The organism is Clostridium gasigenes (assembly GCF_017348895.1).
In the GTDB taxonomy this organism is placed as follows: domain Bacteria; phylum Bacillota; class Clostridia; order Clostridiales; family Clostridiaceae; genus Clostridium; species Clostridium gasigenes.
In genome coordinates this window covers 2,833,489-2,854,557 of record NZ_CP071376.1, presented here as the reverse complement: position 1 = coordinate 2,854,557, position 21,069 = coordinate 2,833,489, and the positions used below count along the sequence as shown (strand labels likewise).

Here is a 21,069-nt window from a genome sequence, read left to right as displayed (position 1 = left end):
ATCACCATAACCTTTACATAGGCATAGACTAATTGTTTTTTAGATACCTTAACACATATATATGTTAACACTTTGCAGAGTATGCATATTGTCTTATTATTTTCATTTGTCTCCCTTATTCCTAATTGAAATATATGTCAGAGAATTCTATATTAACTTTTTCTTGTAAATTTTGTTCATTATTATCTAACTTAACCTCCCAAGGTTCTCCTGAAAATTTAAAAGGAAATCTTATATCAAACATATTCCCACTTTTAACATTGGAATTCATTTGTATAGTTCCTTCATTTAATTCAACTAGTTTCTTAGTAAGGTATAAACCAAGTCCACTTCCCTCTGATGGTCTTGCTAAAGAACTATCTAATTTGGTAAATTTTTCAAAAATAATTTTCTTTTTTTCTTCAGGAATTGGTGGTGCATCGTTTCTAACAAAAATTCTAACTCCACGCCTACCACTTTTGATTATAACATCAATATTGCCGCCAACTTTACCATATTTTAAAGAATTTGAAAGTATATTTAACATTATTCTTTCAATATGTCCCTTATCACATGCTATGTATATCTCTTCTAAATCCGTATCAAATACTAATTTATTATCCATTAAAATCATATATTTATTACAGGCTAAAACTACCGCTTCAACAATACCAACAATATTATATACTTTTATATTAGGTTCCAAAAAACCTTCTGATATCCTATTAGTATCTATAAAATTATTTGCAGTCCTTATAAGCCTTAAACAATTTCGTCTAATAATATTATTATTTTGAATCATTTTCTCTAATTTATTATCATTAAGCATTAGATTATTTAATTGCAACCCTGAATTAATAACATTAATCGGAGTTCTTAATTCATGAGATATATTAGAATAAAATTCATCTTTAATAGTTTCCATATCCTTTGCTTTATCTCGCTTTTGTCTAAGTTGTTGCAGTTCATCTAATCCCGTTGTATTACTAATTAGCAATACCTTTCCTGTATCACTTGTATTTTTCAAGGTTAAAGTAATATTTATTTCCTCTTTTTCTTTATTTGCAATAATAAAATCCTTAATAAATCCTTCATTTATTTTATGCTCTTCTATCACTATATTTGTTAATAATTTCAATATATATTTTAATTCTTTTTTTATAACTTCTCCAGTTAATTCATTAAATACATATTCTCGTCCATTTTCATTTATATACATTAAAATATTATTTTCAAAAATTAATATTCCATCAGATATACTTTCTATTATCTCTTCATACCTTTGTTCACTCTTTTTAATATTCATTCTAGATTCTCTTAACCGTCTCTCTTTTTTCATTAAGCTATTATTCATAGATTTTCTAGTTTTTTGAATAATTATAAGCTTATCTAAAGTCTCTCTATAACTATTACTTAACAACTTTTTTTCTACATATCTATATGCTAACCAATAAATTATTACTCTGCATATATTTTGTAGATAACTTATATCTGTAACTAAAACAATTCCTAAACATTTTTTCATATTGTAAACGGGAATAAATAATGTTATTTTAACTAACCACCGCTTGTCTTCCTTATATATTATATCTTTATCTCTTAATATTAACCCTATAGTAACTATAGTTAAACATATAATCGATATAATTATTACATACCTATATTCACTACTTAAATATTCTATGATTTTCTTTTCTATTATAACGTCTGATAGTATAAATAATATAACTAGACTTCCTAAAAAAATAATATTGCTTAATAAAAACCCCAATTTTTTTTTATATAATATTACTGAATATATTATAATTACAAACTCAAACCAACTAATAGTAATGCTTACTTTTAATTGTAGACTGGATGATACATTAGTTGCCTTTAAAAATATCTCAACAAAATTAATAATTCCTAAATATAAAAAGCCTATTCCTATATATTTAACAAAATCATTTTTTATATTAGGTATTTTAGAATAAACTATTATACTTATCAATAATGCCAATGTAGCACATATTATTTTTATTAAGGTACTAAAATCATTTTTTGATTCTCCTTTAAAATATACAATCGATAACATTATAATTACAAGTATCCATAAATTATTTAATAGCCCCTTATCTAAAACCTTGTCCCTTTTCACAGTTTTTTTATGTAATTCCATAAAATTACTCCTTACAAAATTTCATAGTAAATTTACTTCCCTTTCCAAGTTTACTATCAACCCAAATTTCTCCTTTTTGTAAATTAACTAAATTATATACTACATATAATCCAACCCCCGTCCCTTGCACATTTGCATATGATGCTTGTAGTTTCATAGAATATTTATCAAATGCTTGTTTTGCAAACTTTTCATCCATTCCACTACCCGTGTCTTCTACACTTATAAATATATTTTTTTCATTATTATTTACTGATATATTAATATATCCCTGCTCTGGAGTGAATTTTATAGCATTTGAAACTAAATTTAATATTATCCTTTCCATAAGTTCTCCATCGTATTTCATATATACTTCCTCTTCATATGTATCAAATATAATATTTATTTTTTTTAGTTTTGCATATTCTACTAATGAAGCTACTCTATCCTCTATGAATTCTACTATATTTCCTAATGTCAGTATTGGATTTACATATTCAGAACTTATTTTACTTATATCTATTATATTGTTAGTTAACTTTATTAGAGTTAAACAATTTTGTTTTGATATTGAGTTATACTTTTTAACACCTTCAATATCATTATTTATAATTAGTAAATTTTCTAATTGTGTAGCTGAATATATTACATTTATTGGTATTTTAAAATCATGAGATACATTTGATAAAAAATTCTTTTTAATATTATCATTAATTTTTTTTCTTTCTATTTCATCTTTGATTTTTTCTATTTTTATTTTTTCCGTTATATCTTCAAAAATCATTGTAATCTCTTCTTTGTTTTTACTATAATTACTTAATCTTATTTCTAATTGCTTTCCACTATTTAAAATGGTATTTCCAAAATACAACTCCTCTCTATTAAGATTATTTAAATCTTCATAATTAAAATATAGGTTAACAACATTTTGTATTTTTTTATTTAATATCTTTCTAATATTATTAACCTCTATTAACTTCTGAAAATCAGCATTACAATACATAATTCTATTATTCGCTGTACTTACTATTATTATAGCTTTAGATAATGAATTTAAAAGATTTCTATATTTTTTTTGCTTTTTCTCCATCTCTATTTCAGATTTTTCTAATTCTTCATTTCTAATTATTATCTCATAATTAATTTCTTCTAATCTTTTATTTATACTATGTATATCTTTAAAAATAAAACTATACATATTTTTAGCTATATTATTTATTATTTCTGTTATAAATACTATGAATACAGCAAATTTTATTGCCTCTACAAATGAATATAGTATATTAAAATTAAAAACTTTTAATATCTTCATTGCATTAACGCAAATAAAGCAAACTATAATATTGACTTTAAATATATTTATTTTTTTATTTATTATTAATTTCTCTTTAAAAGTATTTTTCATGGCCATAAATAACATTATTTCTACAATAACATTATAAACTATTAAAATAGTTATATTATTTTTAAACCAAAAGTTACTTAATAAATTTAACAATATTATAATAGTTAGAATTATTTTATATTCAATTATAATTGATCTACTATTTTTATATTTATATTTAGATAATATATAATAAAGTATATATATATAAATACTCCCCTGATCCACATTATTATTTTCAGCTGAAAAACTTAATAAATAGTTTATTAAGTTCAAATCCACTAAGGGAACAAGTTGCAACACAAATACACTTATCATTATTATAATATTAATTTTAACAATTTTTTGTATAGGTTTTGGATTTATATTATCGCTATGAGTTATAAATATTAATAAAGTTATAACAACTAACAACTTTATAACTTGTAGAATCATATTATATAATTCCCATTTTTTTATAAAAAGCATAATAACAGCTATCAAAAATAAATTCCAGGCAAATATACTTTTTATAAATTCACATTTTTCTTGATAATGAATTTTATATCCATCGCATTCTGTATCCATAACTCCCCCCTCATTGTATATTTTACCTTATTTTCTATATAAAATGAAGATTTTCGACATTTTTTTTAATTATATATATATATAATTAAAAATAGAGTGCTATTTATAAAATTAGCACTCTATCTTACTTACTTATTCAATTATATAAGGTATATTAAAAAAAATATCAATCTAATATGTTAATATATTTAATCATTTACTTGTTATTCTTTTTAAATTTCTAAAATAACCTGTCTCTCTAGTCTACTTTTTAGTTCTTAGAATACATGCCACATCTTTTCCAGCTTTTACATCTCCTAAATTTATCTGAACAACTTGATTTTCATTTAAATTTGAAAATACTATTGGAGTGATAATAGATGGCACCTTTTCTTTAATCATCTTAAAATCAACTTCCAAAAGTTTATCTCCAGCTTTTACTTTATCTCCTTGTTTTACAAAAGCCTTAAATCCTTCTCCATTTAATTTAACTGTATCTATACCAACATGAATTAATAGTTCTAATCCTTCAGCTGTTACCATACCAATTGCATGTTTTGTTGGAAACAGTATCGCTATCTCTCCATCTACTGGTGCCACTACTATGTTATCTTTTGGTTCAATAGCAAAACCATCACCCATGATTTTTTCTGCAAACACCTTATCTGGAACTTCTTCTAGTTTCACTATTCTTCCTGTTAAAGGTGCTATTATATCACTTGGAATTTTTTCAAGTCCTTTATTTGCTTGTTCTTTGTATGTTACTATATCTTCTGCCAAAATAACTGGTGTTTTTCCTGACATAACATCCTTAATTTGACCCTTTAGAATATCTGATTTTGGACCAAATATCGCTTGAATATTATTCCCAATTTCCATAACTCCAGCAGCTCCAAGTTTTTTAAGCCTATCTTTATTAACTTTATCCTTATCATTTACTATAACTCTAAGTCTGGTAATGCAAGCGTCTAAATTATTAATATTTTCTTTTCCCCCTAAAGCTGCAAGAACATTAACTGCTAAAGAATTTTTTATTGTATCTTCAATAGTATCATCTTCTAATACATCTTCTCTACCAGGAGTTGCTAAATTGAACTTCCTAATAAAGAACCTAAATCCGAAATAATAAAGTACCGCAAATACAAGTCCTACTGGTATAACAAGCCACCATCTTGTTCTATTTGGAATTACTCCAAATAGAACATAATCTATTATACCTCCGGAGAAAGTTAGCCCTATTTTTACGTTTAATATTTGCATTATCATAAATGATAGCCCTGCAAATACACAATGAACTGCAAATAATAAAGGTGCAACAAATAGGAATGCAAACTCTATCGGTTCTGTAATTCCTGTTAGAAACGAAGTTAATGCTGCTGAGAATAATATTCCAGCTGCAACTTTTTTATTTTCTGTTTTCGCTTCACTGTACATAGCTGCTGCTGCTGCTGGCAACCCAAACATCATAAAAGGGAATTTACCTGTCATAAATGTACCTGCTGTAAATGGTACTCCATCCCTTAATTGAGCCATAAATATGTTTTGATCTCCAAGAATTAATTGTCCTGCCTTATTTGTGTATTCTCCAAATTGATACCAGAATGGATTATACCAAATATGATGTAATCCAAATGGAATTAATGCTCTTTCAATTAATCCAAATATAAATGCTGCCAATGTTTGATTTGTATCTATCATACTCCTTGAAAAACCTAACAATGCATTTTGAATTGGTGGCCATATAAATGTCATAGCCACTCCCAATATAACTGCTGATGCTGCTGTTACAATTGGTACAAATCTTTTACCTGCAAAGAATCCTAAAAATGCCGGTAATTCAATAGTATAAAACCTCTTATATAATGCCGAAGCAATAATACCTATAATAATACCACCAAATACCCCCGTTTGCAGTGTTGGAATTCCAAGTACCATTGCATACATTGGGTTTCCTTTAACTACGTCTGCAGTAACACCTGCCGCTATACCCATAGTTACACTTAAAATTAGAAACCCAACTATTGCTGCAAGCCCCGCAACTCCATCTCCATCACTTAATCCAATAGCTACGCCAACTGCAAAAATCAGAGGTAGATTACCAAAAATAACATCCCCTGATTGTGCCATTATTGTGGCTACAGTTTGAAACCAATCTGCTCCCAATGCTGGAACTCTTACTAAAAAATCTGGATTTTGAAACATTGTACCAATCCCAAGTAATAGCCCTGCTGCTGGTAATAATGCAACTGGTAACATTAAAGCTTTACCTATTCTTTGTAAAACGCCAAAAAGTTTTTTTCCCATATTATTAATACTCCTTTCTTTAATTCTTCTTAAAAACAACTATTATGATAGCTTGTTTTCTTTGATATATTTCCGTATATATCTTATATACATTACTATTTTCTCTAATTTTCTTTATAATAACCTTAAATTCTACTTGTAAATAATAGAAATATTTTGTACTACTATTTTAAAACATAAAAAAATACCTAAGCCTACTATTAAATATAGTAGGCTTAGGTATTTTATTTTAGGCAATTGGAAAAAATAATAAACCAACTTGCTAGTTTGTTATTTTTTTCAAGTGACTTAACTCTATTTATTTTTATAATTTATTAATAATTATTTTTTTTAAAGTTATGTAATCCTTCAAATGTTGGCTCAACACCTCTATTAAAACATTCTTCAACATAATCAATTAATACATATATACTCATATAAAATCTCTCCTTAGTCTTCATTTTTTTTATTATGTTTAATTATATGTATCAATTGTTTTATTATTCTCAACTAAAAAAATAAAGCACTCATATTTAAATAATATGAGTGCTAAACTTTATTTTACTATACTTTAAGCTCCTTCATTTAAAAATTTATATTGAGCCATATAAAGATTATAGTATAGTTCTTTCTTTTCTAACAATTCATTATGGCTTCCGGCTTCTACAATTTCACCATCTTCTACAACCATTATTTTATCGCAATCTCTTATAGTTGATAATCTATGAGCGATAACAAAAGAGGTTCTCCCTTGTAGTAATTTCTCTATTCCCCTTTGAACTAATTTCTCAGTTTGAGTATCAATATTAGAAGTTGCTTCATCAAGTATTAATATTCTTGGGTTAGCTAAAAGTGCTCTAGCAAATGAAACTAGTTGTCTTTGACCTAATGATAACCTTGAGCCTCTTTCATTAACCTCAGTGTTATATCCATTTTCTAATTTACTTATAAACTCATGGGCATTCACGGCTTTTGCCGCTAAAATAACTTCTTCATCAGTAGCATCAAGCCTTCCATATCTTATATTTTCCATAATAGTTGATGAAAATAGAAATGTATCTTGAAGCATTATTCCCATTTGGCTTCTATAAGACTCTAAATTAACATTTTTTATATTTTTATTATCTACTAAAATTTCACCAGAAGTTACATCATAAAATCTACTTAATAAAGAAACTATTGTAGACTTCCCAGCCCCTGTACTACCTACTAAGGCTATCTTTTCCCCTGAACTAACTTTAAAGTTAATATTTCTTAAAACTTCTGAATTCTTATTATAAGAAAAAGCTACATTTTTAAATTCAACATCCCCTTTAATTTCAGACATCTTTTCTGCACCTTCAACATTCTCAATATCTGGATTTATATCTAAAATATCAAATATTCTATCTGCTGCTGAAAAGTTTGTTATTAAAGTATTATAAAAGTTAGATAAATTCATTATAGGTCTCCAAAACATTCCCGTGTACATAGAAAATGCAATTAATGTACCTATTTGTATTTCTCCACTAAGAATTAATTTATATCCCACTGCAAAGACTATTACAATTCCCATTCCCCAAGATAATTCAACTAATGGCCAAAATAAATCATTAAGTCTTACAGCTCTATTAAATGATTTTTGTTGATCTTTAACTAATTCTGCAAATTTTTCTTCTGTGTAATCTTCTTTAGCAAAAGATTGAACTACTTTAACCCCTGAGAATTCTTCATGAGTAAATGCATTTAAATTTGAACGTTTGTTTCTATACACTTCCCATCTTCTTCTTGAATATGTTTCTATTACAAACATAGCCAAAGCTAAAAATGGAAGTAATGTTATACAAGCAAGTGCTAGTTTCACATTTAATATAAGCATTACTATAGCTACAAAAACTAAATTTAATAATTCTGGTATTAAAGATTGAATACTTTGATCAAATAGGTTCTTAAGAGTATTAACATCCCCAACTACCCTTGCTAATATTTTCCCTACAGGTCTATTATCAAAAAAATCAAAAGAGAGTTTTTGTATATGCGAATATAGTTCATGTCTTATATTAACTAATATATTATTTGTTATTTCAGATATCATTTTCCATCTTATTCTTGAAATTACCCAAGATATTAAATTAATAACTACTAATAAGAACCCAATTTTAAGTAGTCCTCTTATATCATTATTAGCTACATTGCTATCTATAGCAATTTTTAACAAGTATGGGTTTATTACTCCACAAAGTATTACAAATAACATTAAAAATATTACTACTATTGATTTCAATTTATACGGCTTAAGATATACTGAAAGCCTTTTTATAAGTTCACCTTTGCTTCTTCTTGTGATTTTTTCATCTGAATTCATTGTATTTTTACCCATTATATCACCTCTTTTTCTATTGTCTCAAAATCCTTAAATTGTTCACAATATATATCATAATATGCTCCCTTTTTTTGAAGCAACTCTTTATGATTCCCTTTTTCCTTTATTTGCCCATCTTCAATATATATTATTATATCCGCATTTTTCACTGCTGAAATTCTATGAGCTATAATAAATGTTGTACAATTCTTTTCTCTATTATTTAAATTAGTTAATAGAACTTGTTCCGTTTCTGTATCTAATGCAGATGTTGAATCATCTAAAATTAACAGTGATGCATCTCTAAGCAGTGCTCTTGCAATCGCTATTCTTTGTTTTTGTCCTCCCGATAATCCAAGACCTCTTTCTCCTATTTCTGAATTAAAACCCTCTTCAAGATTTTCTATAAAATCTAAACAACAAGCTGCTCTGCAAATATTAATCACATCTTCTTCACTAGCTTTATCACTACTAAATTTAATATTATTTATTATAGAATCTGAGAAAAGAAATGTATCTTGAGGAACAATTGCCATATGGCTTCTTAGCATGTTTAAGTTATAATCTTTAACATTTACCTTATCAACTAAAACCTCACCCTTGTATACATCATAATACCTTCCAATCAAATTTATCAAAGTAGATTTTCCAGAACCAGTTGTACCCATAATAGCCACTGTACTTCCACTAGGCACAATAAGATTTATATCTTTTAGAACATCTATATCATTATATTTAAATGTTACATTTTTAAACTCTATTTCACCTTTAATACTTTTTGGCTCATATCCATCTTTTTTACTTACAACTTTTGATTCTCTATCTATTATGGCAAATATTTTTTTAGCTGATGCTGAATTTCTTGATAAAATATCTGTTAAATATCCAAGCATTCTCATTGGCCAAATTAAGTTCCAAATGTATCCACTAAAAGCCACTAACACTCCTAATGTAATTTCTTCATTTATTACAAAATAACCACCTAAAATTATCATTATTACAAGAGATATATTTGTTAAAAATTCTATAGGTGGAAAATATTTTCCTACAATCTTTGCTTGTTGAATATTTAAATCATAATAAGATCTATTCATTTTCAAAAACTTTGTTACTTCATGTTTTTCTCTTGCAAAGGCTTTAACTAGCCTAACCCCTGCTATATTTTCTTGAGCAGTAGTATTTATTTCTGCTGTTTTATCACTTATTTTTCCATAGCACTCACCAAACTTTTTTTCAAGTTTAATTGCAATAAATCCTATTGGTATCATAATTACAACACAAGCTAATGCTAATTTCCAATTAAGATAAAAAAGAATTACTGTAGATAAAACAAAATATAATATATTCTCTACAAACAACCTTAATCCAAATCCAATTGTTTGCCATATATTTTCTGCATCTTCCCCAATTCTTGTCATTAGCTCTCCAGTATTCATTTCATCAAAATATTTAAATTCTAACCCTTGAATATGGTTGAAAATATCTTTCTTTAATTCAGCGTGAACTTCACTACTAGTAATATCATAAAGATACTCTTTTAAATACCCAAGTATAGCTTTCACTATTGATATTAATAAAAAAGCTACTATAATTGGTATAATAACAGTGGTATCTCCACCTGTAATACCTTCATCTAAAAATATTTTTTGAAGATATGGTACACATAAATCTATCCCAATTATTAATATCATAGATAAGCTTCCAATTATCAAACTAACCTTATGTCTTAAGACATATTTTAATACTCTAAACATACGTTCTTCCCCCTCTTTATTCTGTTTACTTCTATAAGTCATTTTTTTGAAACAACCTATTTTCTACTTAGAATCAAAAAAGGTCATGGATTCACCATGACCTTAAACTATATTAAAGAGTATATTTTCATTTCAAGTAAATTCCATCTAAAGCCAAGAATCACTTAATATACATCTTAAAATATAAAATAATAAAAGGTCATGAGCAATAGCCCATAACCTTTGTTTTTTCAAAAGCTAAATTATAATAAAACCTAAAGCTAATTAGCTTTATACTCTACTATTGAGATAGGGCTATAAATATTTCTCATATTATATAATTTTTTATTTTTATTGTTTGTTCTTTTAATTCCAAACATTAAATCCAACATAATCCTACCTCCTTACTATTTTTGTAATTTTTATATTTCAAACTACTATCTTAGTATATTGTATATTATTGTATTTTGTCAATATATTTCCTATATTTTCTATATTTTTATTTTAATTGCATAGTAGCAGTATCGAAAAGTCTATAAAAATATATAGCTCATCTAATTCCATATTTATGATATTCTATTTTCAACCTTTTCAGATATGCTACTTTCATTTCCTATTAAAAAATCTTCAAAAAAAATAGCTACTTGACTCACAGATACATGTCCTTTAAGATAATGAAATCTTTGTATTAGCACTTTCTAAGTTCTAATACTTCTTCCTCTGTAAGATTTCTCCACTTACCATTTTCTATACCATTAATTTTTATATTCATAATTCTAATACGATTAAGACCTATAACAGTATATCCAAAAACTTTACTCATTCTACGAATTTGTTTATTAAGTCCTTGCGTTAAAATAATTTTAAAAGTATCCTCATTAACTCTAGTAACTTTGCAAACTCTTGTTAAAGTTCCAAGAATGTTTACTCCCTCAGCCATTCCTTTTATAAATTCATCATCAAAAGGCTTATTAACAGTTACTATATATTCTTTTTCATGTTCATTTTCTGATTCTAAAATTTTATTTGCTAGGTCTCCATCATTTGTCATTAATATTAATCCTTGAGATTCTTTATCTAGTCTGCCTACAGGAAATATATAGTCCTTATAATTCATAAAACTAATTATGTTATTTTGCACTGTCTTTTCTGCTGTACAAGTAATCCCTACGGGTTTATTTAATGCAATATAAATTTTTTCCTTAGGAGTAATAAGTTCATTATCAATAAAAACAACATCATCTTCCTCTACCCATTGCCCCTGTATGCAAAGTTCTCCATTTACTATTACTCTATTATCTTCAATAAATCTACTAGCTTCTTTTCTTGAACAAAAACCCATATTACTTAAAAGTTTATTTATCCTCATGTTAAAAATTCAATCCTTTATGGAACAATAAATATTCCTTATTTTATTTGATTAATTTATGATTGATTCATTCCTGTATAAATTAAAATTGTATCTCTTAAAAATTCAGCTGCGCCTGGATTTTCTTTATCATAATAAGCTGTAAACCTTTCATCACATACATACATTTGTGCAATATTTGCATGAGCTTCTTTGCTATAAGTTCCCCAATAATAACACAACCATTTTTTATGCAGCTCTGCTACCCTCTGAGCAATTTCACTCTCTGGATTTCCAGTTTTAAAAGCTTCATTAAGATTTAAAGTAATCTCCTCTTCAAGTCTTGTAACTTCATCATGTTGCTCTTGCGTCATACCTTTTATTTTTTGATTTGATTTATTTACAGCATCATCACCATATTTGCTACGTATTTCACTCCCATATTTCTTTTCATTATCCGAAATCATTTTTTCTTTAAATCCCTCAAATTTCTCTTTATTTTTCATATTAATCCCTCCACTTTGAGAAACTATAGTTTTATCAACATTAGCTATTAACAAATCTAATTGTTCTCTTTTTTCTAGGAGCTTCCTGCGATGTTCTACTAATGCATTTCCTCCATCAAAGGTCGGTTCATTTATTATATTTTTTATATCATTTAATCCTAGTCCAAGCTCTCTATAAAATAATATTTGCTGCAACATATCAACTTCTGCTTGACCATAAATACGATATCCTGATGAATTAATTCTTGCTGGTCTTAGAATATCTATTTCATGGTAATACCTAAGGGTTCTAGTACTAATACCTGCTAACTTTCCTAATTTTTGCACCGTATATTCCACGCTGTCACCTCCTTATAATATAACTATATCCCTTTACGTAGGGTTAATGTCAATAGCTTATTTTAATTTAAGGCACTTGAAAAATAATTAATCAAGGCATCAAATAGACTGTCGAATTGGATTGGTTTATTTTTCTGTAAATGCCTTAAATTAGTATCAATATTACAAACCCCGTGTACTTTACTTGTACATGGGGTTTTCTTACCTTATTAATATAAATTTTAAACTTCAGTATTTTTAGACATCTTATGTTTAACCACTTCTACTATAGCTGGTAAAATAGATACAAATATAATTCCCAATACTACTATTGTAAAGTTTTCTTGTACAAATTTAATATTTCCAAAGAAATATCCTACTCCAGATACTAATAACCCCCAAAACACACCACCAATTGCGTTAAATAATAAGAATTCCTTATATTTCATATTAGTAACGCCAGCAACAAATGGTGCAAAAGTACGCACTATTGGAATAAACCTTGCAATTATAATTGTTTTACCACCGTACTTGTCATAAAAAGAATGTGTTTTGTCTATATATGATTTTTTAATAAATCTATTTCTATTATTTATCAGTTTATCACCCAATTTATTTCCTATAATATAATTAACTGCATCTCCTAATATAGCTGCTACTACAACTACTCCTATTAAGATAAATATGTTCAAAACTCCAAGACCTGCAAATGCTGCTGCTGCAAAAATTAAAGAATCACCTGGTAAAATAGGAGTAATTACTAATCCTGTTTCACAGAATATTATTAGAAATAACAATACATACGTTAACATTCCATAAGTATTTATGATTCCCTCCAAATATATATCTAAATGCATAAACACATCAATAAACCATTTTATCGCTTCCATTTTATCATACCTCTCTCTCTATACTCTAAAATGTAATTTTTTAATTGCATTTTAGATATTTTAACTTAAGTCCAGCTTAAATTCAACTTTAATTTTTAATATTCTACTTATACTAGATAAAAAAATAGTGCATTAAAAGTAATAATAACTTTTAATGCACTATTCTAATTACATATATTTATGTATCTTATAAAAGTTCCCTTAGCTAACGTACATTTATCAACAATATTAAATCCAGATGAAATTATTAAATCATCCATTTCTTCAAATGTAACAATAATAACCTTGTCTGCAATTCTTCGTGCAGTTTTTATAATATCTGTCTGCTCTTTAAGGGTTGTATGTGTAAATATTCCATAAGGAATATCTACAATAGCTATATCAAATTTCTCTTCTATAGTATGCATGTCCCCTGTTGTTATAACTTCTTCAAAATTTAGAAACTCTAAATTTTTCTTAGCATTATTAGAAATACTTTTATTAATTTCATAACCTTTAATGTTAAGTCCCATTGAAAGTGCTTCTATAACGACTGTACCAATTCCACAACAAGGATCAATTATGCTACAGTTTAAATCATTACCTACCGCTATGTTAACTAATGATCTAGACATTCTTAAAGTTAATGAATTAGAATATGAATAAGGCTTTTTCTCATGATTATACCATTCACAGTTATTTTTTTCGTATATTCCAAATATCCATTTGCCATCAACATTAGTTACTCCAAGGGTAACTTTGGGCTTATACATTTCTGATTCTCCTATAACAACTAATCCTATTTCTCGTACACTCCTAAGTCTTTCCTTATATCCAATGTCTCCACCTTCAATTTTTATATAACACACCTTAAAGTCATCATAAGCTAATTTATTATCTACAATTTTTTTCACTATATCTTCTAATGTATCTTCTGAATATATTACTGATATACTTTCTTTTACAAAAGGACTTCTTGATGGGTCCACATAATGATGCGAGAAAATATATTTATTTTCTGGGATCTTATTAAATAAAGATTTCATTTCTATATTACATAAATCTTTTTCATAACTTGGATAATTTACACTATAAAAATATTCTTTTATATCATTTGTTACTAATTGTTTAACTATTGTAAACACCTCTTTTTTATTTATATATAAGATTATATAGTTAATCCGTTAATTATGAAACCTATTCTTATTTTTCTTATTTTTTTCGTCTGACTAAGACCCTCTAAATACTATTTACTGTTTATTAAATTAGATAAATTTTCTATAGAATCATCTTTTAAATTAGAGCTACTTTCTAATTTACCTTTAACTATTTTCAATAATGTCTTCATAAAGAAATTTAACTTAGTAATGTCCATCTCTCCTCCAACAAAGGTTTTACATACTGCACTTTCTAATATTTTTTTCGGATAATTCATTTCCCATATTGCTTTTAACTTTTCCTCATCTTCTTCTCCTGCACACATATATAAGTAAGGTTTTTTAGCTATAATCTCAGATAAATTATTGTTTATCCATCTTTTCAACTCTTTAGGTATTTGTCCAATTTTAATTGATCCTCCAATTATAAGCTTATCTATTTTACTTAAATCTACGTTAGGTGAGGTTTTAATATTTACAAGAGTGACTTGCCCCTTTAATTTATCTTTAAGAATATTAGCAACCTTTTCAGACGTACCATAGTTTGTTCCGTATACAATAGTAATTTTCATAAATACCCCCATTAAATTCTTATTTTATTGCTATATTTGTAATGGAAAAATCAAATTGTTTTAATTTTACCTCTTTTTTGTAACTTTTACTACAATATAGTACTTTTCCAACAAAACTTTCTTTATATTCATTAGAGCTAAAGTTTATTGTTATTCTAATAATTTCAGCATTAAGCGTTCTCTCTAAAATTAGTACATCCTCTATAAGGGAAATCCTTCTATACGTTCCATATAATAAACATGGATTATTATTTCTTATTTTGATTAATTCTTGATACACCTTTAGTAAGCTACCTTTACTATTATAGCAATTCTCTACTGATGCTTCATCTTTTCTATCATCTATATTTATCCAAGGTAAACTATCACTAAACCCGTAAAACTTTGAATTATCCCATTGCATGGGACTCCTAGATTTATCTCTAGAACTTTTATTGGCACTTACTAAAGCTACTTCTTTTGTTTTTTTATTTAAAATTTCTATATTATATTTAGTAATACCTTGAATATCATTCATTTTATTTATATCAAAACAAACTAAATCCTGCATTCCTATTTCTTCTCCAAAATACATAAATGGAACACCATAAGAAGTTAATAATAATGCTGCCACAGCCTTCTCTATTCCCTTGCTTTCTTTATTTTTATTAAATCTTGAAGTACTTCGTCCCATATCATGACTATTAAAGAATATTGTTGGTATTTGATCTGATTCATATTTCATATTCATTAATTTAATTTCTTTATATATCTTTTCTATTGAAAACTTATTCATACTTCCTAAATTAAAGTTAAATACAACATCTAATAATTCCTTTCCCGAATAGTTTTTCAACTCACTTAATTCTTCTGACCCAACTTCACCTACAATAAAAACATCTTCTTTCATTTCCCTTATATCTTTAACAAGAGTTTCTATAACCTCTATAATACCTTCTTGGTCTTTATCATATATATGTATTTGTTCACCTTTTTGATCATAAGGATTATCTTTATTTAAATTCTTATTTACTTTCAAAAAATTAATTACATCAAGCCTAAATCCGTCTATCCCCAAATCAATCCAATATTTAAGTACATCTTTCATAGCTTTATAAACATTGGGATTTGTCCAATTTAAGTCTACCTGTTCCTTAGCAAATGCATGATAGTAATATTCCTTTGTTACATCATCAATTTCCCAAGCCTCCCCCCCAAAGAATGACTCCCAATTATTAATTTTTTCCTTCCTCCATATATAAAAATCTCTTTTCTCATTATCCTTAGAACTCCTTGATTCTTTAAACCACGGATGTTCACTTGATGTATGATTTAAAATCATATCAATTATTACTTTTATCCCTAAACCGTGTGCCTTTTTTATAAATTCTTTAAAATCATCTAATGTACCATAGTCTTTATCAATATTATAATAATCTGATATATCATACCCATTATCAACTTTCGGTGATGGATAAAACGGAGTAAGCCAAATTCCTTTAATCCCCAGTTCGCTTAAATAGCTAAGCTTAGATGTTATACCTTTAAAATCCCCTATTCCATCATTATTCCCATCCTTAAAGCTTGGCATGTATATTTCATAAAATACACTTTCCTTCCACCACTTTTTATCCATATTTATTAACTCCTTTACCTAAAGCATCTTCAAAAAAATAATAGACTAATTTGTCAGTCTATTATTTTTTTAAATTCCTAAATTAATTATACTATTATTTAATAGCAATTGAATCTCTTTCAACTATATCAACACTCATTACTATATTTTCATTTTGATCACTTTTATGATCTAATCTCCACAATAATCTCTTTACAGCTTTTCTACCCATAAGATCTTTTTGAACTCTTACTGTAGTTATTTTAGGAACAACAAGTGAACTTAGTGCTATATCATCAAATCCAACTATTGCCATATCTTTTGGAATAGCATAGCCTAATTCTTTTAATGAATTAATTAAAAGAATTGCAGCATTATCATTTGAACATACAAAGGCTTCTGGTAATTTATACATAGATTTTATAATTTCTTGTATTTTTTTATGGTCTTGATTTATAATATGAGTTTCTAAATTGCATAATATCGAAAGCTCCTCAATGTATTCTGTGATAGCATTATTACCATTTATATCAATCTCCAAAGCCTTCTTTATAGCTTCTTGATACCCAAAAAATCTTTCCTTAATGCTTAACGAATAATTTAAATCTCCAAAGAAACCAATATTTCTATATCCCTTATCAAAAAGTAGTTTTGTTATTTTAAAACTACCAAGCTTATTATCAGTTAAAATACTATCCGTACTCTCTAAAAGAGAAGTATGATCAACTAAAACTACGGGTATTCTATATTCCTTAAGTGTTACCAAATATTCATCTTCTATTGCTCCAATTACAATTATTCCACATACCTTTTTATTTTCTATACAACCAGGAATATTTTTTTCATTTTCATTTATCATACAAGTTAGAATATCATAACCATTTTTTCTTGATTCCTCTACTATTCCCATCATTATTTTAGAGTAAAAATAACTATCTTCAAAATATAATTTTCTTATTAATACACATATATTTTTACTAGCATATGATTGAATAAATTTAGATGATTTTTCTAAATATCCAATTTCTTCCGCTACCCCTAATACTAATTTCCTTGTTTCCTCACTAACTCCAGCCTTATTATTAAGAGCAAGTGACACAGCATTAATTGATATATTAAGCTTATCTGCAATTTCCTTCATTGTTATTTTAGCCATACATAATCTCCCTCCCTAATATATACCAAAAGGCTCTTAGCTAATATAATTAACCAATAGCCTTTTGTATTATTTCTCCATCAAAGTGAAGATATCCTCTATTTTTATATCAGCTCTACAAACTTTATCGTCTGCTGCTCCATAATATATCTTAACAATTCCATCTTCAAATAGGCATCCACAAGTAAAGATTACATTTCCAAAAAAGCCTTCTCTTTCATAAGCTTCCTCTGGTTCTAAAATAGCTTTATTAGTTTTAGCTAATATTTTACTTGGATCATCTCTATCCAATAAGAATGCTCCAAGGCAGTATCTATCATTTTTATCTGCTGCATGATAAATTTTCACCCATCCCTTTTCTGTTAAGAAAGGTACTGCTCCCCCCCCAACTCTTCCGTTTTCCCATGAATTTTCATTTGAAACCCCATAAAAATGTTTTTGTTTTCCCCAATGTACTAAATCAGGTGATTCTGCAAGCCACATATCAGCTCCACCAATTGCAGATGGAACCGGCCTATTAAAGGCAATATATTTTCCGTTTATCTGTTTTGGAAATATAGTTACATCCTTATTTTCAGGAGCAAATATAATTCCATGTCTTTCATAAGATTTAAAATCATTTGTAGAAACCAATGAAGTTGCTGCCCCATTTCTAGTAACTGATGTATAATTTATATAATATATATCTTCTATTTTAGTTATTCTTGGATCCTCTATTCCCCATTCCTCTTCTAACGCTATAGGTTTAATAAATGCCTCATTATCTATTTTAAAGTTTTCGCCATCTTTAGACCTTGCAATTCTTATATGTGATAATGAAGTTAAGTATGCTATTTTCTTTCTACCTTTTTCATCTTCGATCCATAAAGAACGTGAATCTGAATAATCATACTTAATATCCACCTTTTTATTAAAAGAAAAAATCTCAATTATATCTTTCCCATCTCTATTAACTACTATTGGTATTTTGACTTCATCTTCAGTATTTACTTTTACGGACTCTGAAACTCTACACAACAGAATATACTCATCCTTATATTTACAAACTCCACAATTAAATACACCGTCCACTTTAAAATCATCTCTACTTGGTTTTACATCACTTGGCTTTAATAATGGATTCATTTCACTTCTCTTAGCAAATTTCATCTTTAACACTCCTTATTTATCATCTTCAATAGTTTCAGCATGATGACATGCAACAAACCCATCTCCAATTTTTCTTAACGTTGGTTCTTCTATCTCACATAATTCATTAGCATAAATGCATCTTGGATTAAACTTACATCCATTTGGTAGATTTTTAAGATTTGGAATATCCATTGTCTTTAATGGTAAGTTAGCAATCATATTTTTATTTCTTGGATTAGCAACTGGAACTGCTTTTAATAAAGCCTTAAAGTATGGATGTCTCGGATTTGTTATTGCATCATTTATATTGTTTAATTCTACAACTGACCCTAAATACATAACCATAACTCTCCCATTATTAGCTATGTATCTTGCTGTAGCTAAATCATGAGTTATATAGACAAAAGAAACTCCATATTTTTTGTTCACACTTGCCATTAAATCTAATAATGAAATTCTTAATGATACATCTACCATGGATACTGGCTCGTCTGCGACTATAAGCTTAGGTTTTACCAGCAACGCTCTTGCAAGTAATATTCTTTGTCTTTGTCCTCCGCTTAATTGATGTGGGTATTTATATAAAAATTGATCTACCGGAGTTAATCCTACTTCCTCTAGATATTCTGAACATAGTTCTAAGGCTTCCTGATTTGATTTAGCAATCTTATGCTTTAATATAGGAGCACTTAATGATTCAAAAATATTTTTATTAGGATTTAATGCTGCAAAGGAATCTTGATGTACCATCTGAACTGCCATTCTAAAATCTTTATATCCCGCTCTTTTTAGCTTGTTTATATCTGATCCTTTATAATATATTTCCCCTTCTGTTGGTTTATGAACATCAGCTATAAGCTTTCCAAGCGTAGTTTTACCACAACCACTTTCTCCTACTACAACTAATATTTCACCTTCTTTAATTTCTAAATTAATATCCTTCAGTACTTTAACTTGTTCTTTTTTTTCTCCAAAGCTTTTACTTAATCCCTCTATTTTTATTAAACTACTCACTTTAAATCTCCTCCCAGTACTTGCATCTACTATAATGATTATCATTAATCCTTATAAGTTCTTTACTATTCTCATCTGTGCCACTACATCCAACTTTGTTCATATAAATACATCTACTTTTAAATCTACATTCATTTTTTAAATCTAACATATTAATAGGAGCACCTTTTATAGATTTTCTTGTAGTTATATCATCATGTAATGATGGTATTGCATATAATAGAGCCTTAGTATATGGATGCTTTGGTGTTTCATATACTTCTAAAACATCTCCAACTTCTACAAGTTCACCTGCATACATTACCGCTATTCTATCAACCATAGATCCTATTATTGAAATATCATGAGTTAGGAATACTATAGAAATTCCTTTTTCTTTATTTATTTTTCTTAATATCTCTAATATGTACCACTGTGTTATTACATCTAATGCTGTAGTCGGTTCATCTAATATTATTAACTTTGGTTCAAGTAATAAGCTTAAGGCTATTAATACACGTTGTTTCATTCCCCCACTTAATTCAAATGGATATGAGTCTAAAACTTTTTCATCTAATCTAACAAAGTCTAACAATTCTTTTATGCGTTTCATCATAACTTCATTAGACACTTTATGCACATGTGTAATATATGTTTCAACAAAATGTTCTTTTATAGTTATTATTGGATTAAGAGCATTTTGAGCTGCTTGAAATACTGTTGATATATCTTTCCATCTATATTTATTATATTCATTTTCTGAAAGGGATAATAAATTCACTCCATTAAAGTAAACTACCTCTCCAGTAGATATTCTACCTGGTTCTCTTACTAAATTTAATATGGCTGAAGCTAAAGTTGATTTACCACTTCCACTTTCACCTATTATCCCTAACATTTCACCTTTATAAATATCTAAGTTAACGTTATCCACTGCTTTTAAAATTTTATCTTCATTAAAATACTTAACATCAAATTCAACTGTTATATTTTTACATTCTAATAACTTTTCCATATTT

At 27.3% G+C, this 21,069-nt stretch carries 15 protein-coding genes; all 15 read right to left on the bottom strand.

Annotation, left to right across the window (positions count from 1 at the left end):
* Positions 1–121: 121 nt before the first annotated feature.
* The gene (locus J1C67_RS13255) at positions 122–2,137 is read right to left on the bottom strand and encodes a sensor histidine kinase (RefSeq protein WP_167867109.1); all 2,016 of its coding nucleotides are present in this window, start codon (positions 2,135–2,137) and stop codon (positions 122–124) included.
* Positions 2,138–2,141: 4 nt separating this feature from the next.
* Positions 2,142–4,070 (bottom strand): sensor histidine kinase, encoded by a 1,929-nt coding sequence (locus tag J1C67_RS13250; protein WP_089965428.1) that lies wholly within the window; start codon positions 4,068–4,070, stop codon positions 2,142–2,144.
* A 243-nt stretch (positions 4,071–4,313) separates the two neighbouring features.
* Positions 4,314–6,353: a glucose-specific PTS transporter subunit IIBC gene (ptsG, locus tag J1C67_RS13245; RefSeq protein ID WP_167867110.1), complete on the bottom strand. Its 2,040-nt coding sequence runs from the start codon at positions 6,351–6,353 to the stop codon at positions 4,314–4,316.
* 550 nt (positions 6,354–6,903) lie between these two features.
* Complete coding sequence (locus tag J1C67_RS13240; RefSeq protein WP_167867111.1) at positions 6,904–8,691, bottom strand: ABC transporter ATP-binding protein; 1,788 nt, start codon at positions 8,689–8,691, stop codon at positions 6,904–6,906.
* The gene (locus J1C67_RS13235) at positions 8,691–10,427 is read right to left on the bottom strand and encodes an ABC transporter ATP-binding protein (RefSeq protein ID WP_167867112.1); all 1,737 of its coding nucleotides are present in this window, start codon (positions 10,425–10,427) and stop codon (positions 8,691–8,693) included. Before J1C67_RS13235 ends, J1C67_RS13240 begins: the two co-directional genes overlap by 1 nt.
* Positions 10,428–11,094: 667 nt before the next feature.
* A complete protein-coding gene (locus J1C67_RS13230; RefSeq protein ID WP_167867113.1) occupies positions 11,095–11,775 on the bottom strand; it encodes a pseudouridine synthase in 681 nt (226 codons plus the stop codon).
* 56 nt (positions 11,776–11,831) lie between these two features.
* Complete coding sequence (locus J1C67_RS13225; protein WP_167867114.1) at positions 11,832–12,599, bottom strand: MerR family transcriptional regulator; 768 nt, start codon at positions 12,597–12,599, stop codon at positions 11,832–11,834.
* A 221-nt stretch (positions 12,600–12,820) separates the two neighbouring features.
* Positions 12,821–13,468: a DedA family protein gene (locus J1C67_RS13220; RefSeq protein WP_167867115.1), complete on the bottom strand. Its 648-nt coding sequence runs from the start codon at positions 13,466–13,468 to the stop codon at positions 12,821–12,823.
* A gap of 164 nt (positions 13,469–13,632) precedes the next feature.
* A complete protein-coding gene (locus J1C67_RS13215; protein WP_244980250.1) occupies positions 13,633–14,592 on the bottom strand; it encodes a TRM11 family SAM-dependent methyltransferase in 960 nt (319 codons plus the stop codon).
* Between the two features lie 101 nt (positions 14,593–14,693).
* The gene (locus J1C67_RS13210; protein WP_167867116.1) at positions 14,694–15,176 is read right to left on the bottom strand and encodes a flavodoxin domain-containing protein; all 483 of its coding nucleotides are present in this window, start codon (positions 15,174–15,176) and stop codon (positions 14,694–14,696) included.
* A gap of 19 nt (positions 15,177–15,195) precedes the next feature.
* The gene (locus tag J1C67_RS13205; protein WP_167867117.1) at positions 15,196–16,791 is read right to left on the bottom strand and encodes an alpha-glucosidase; all 1,596 of its coding nucleotides are present in this window, start codon (positions 16,789–16,791) and stop codon (positions 15,196–15,198) included.
* A 94-nt stretch (positions 16,792–16,885) separates the two neighbouring features.
* On the bottom strand, positions 16,886–17,926 hold the full coding sequence (locus tag J1C67_RS13200) for a LacI family DNA-binding transcriptional regulator (RefSeq protein ID WP_167867118.1): 1,041 nt from the start codon (positions 17,924–17,926) through the stop codon (positions 16,886–16,888).
* A 69-nt stretch (positions 17,927–17,995) separates the two neighbouring features.
* Positions 17,996–19,075 (bottom strand): glycoside hydrolase family 130 protein, encoded by a 1,080-nt coding sequence (locus J1C67_RS13195; protein ID WP_167867119.1) that lies wholly within the window; start codon positions 19,073–19,075, stop codon positions 17,996–17,998.
* A gap of 12 nt (positions 19,076–19,087) precedes the next feature.
* Positions 19,088–20,071 carry an ABC transporter ATP-binding protein gene (locus tag J1C67_RS13190; protein WP_244980249.1) on the bottom strand — a complete coding sequence of 328 codons (984 nt, stop codon included), beginning with the start codon at positions 20,069–20,071 and terminating at the stop codon, positions 19,088–19,090.
* A gap of 1 nt (position 20,072) precedes the next feature.
* Positions 20,073–21,065 (bottom strand): ABC transporter ATP-binding protein, encoded by a 993-nt coding sequence (locus J1C67_RS13185; RefSeq protein WP_167867121.1) that lies wholly within the window; start codon positions 21,063–21,065, stop codon positions 20,073–20,075.
* Between the last annotated feature and the right edge of the window lie 4 nt (positions 21,066–21,069).